This window comes from Serratia sp. H1w, assembly GCF_000633355.1.
GTDB lineage: Bacteria > Pseudomonadota > Gammaproteobacteria > Enterobacterales > Enterobacteriaceae > Chania.
This window is the reverse complement of the sequence record NZ_AYMQ01000153.1, coordinates 1-485: the sequence shown is the minus strand read 5'-3', so window position 1 is coordinate 485 and position 485 is coordinate 1. Positions and strand designations below refer to the sequence as shown.

The 485-nt window shown below is 55.7% G+C and carries 1 pseudogene; it reads left to right on the top strand.

The features are described 5' to 3' along the window. Nucleotides 1–485 (top strand): annotated as a pseudogene (locus tag U869_RS0127585) (hypothetical protein); the annotation flags it as partial.

Here is a 485-nt window from a genome sequence, read left to right as displayed (position 1 = left end):
ACCAACCAGTCCATCGATACGCTGGGCACGCAGGTTGATACCAACACCACCAATATCGCGACCAATACCACTAACATTGCCACCAACACCACGAATATTGCGGGTAACACCACCAATATTAATGAGTTGAAGGATGATGCACTGCAGTGGGATCCGGCGGCGAACGGCGGAGCGGGGGCTTACAGTGCTAACCATAAAGGCAATGGTCCGGCCAAGATCACCAACGTAGCCGCGGGCGATCTGACCGACACCAGCACTGATGCGGTGAACGGCTCACAGCTGAAAGCGACCAACGATCAGGTGGATATCAACACCACCAACATCGCGGGCAACACTACAGCGATCACCAACCTGGGCGATACCGTAGACAACATCTACAACAAAGGTACCAAGTACTTCCACGCCAACTCCACCGGCACCGACTCTGTCGCGTCTGGCCTGGATGCGGTGGCAATCGGTATGGGCGCTATCGCCAGTGCAGATGG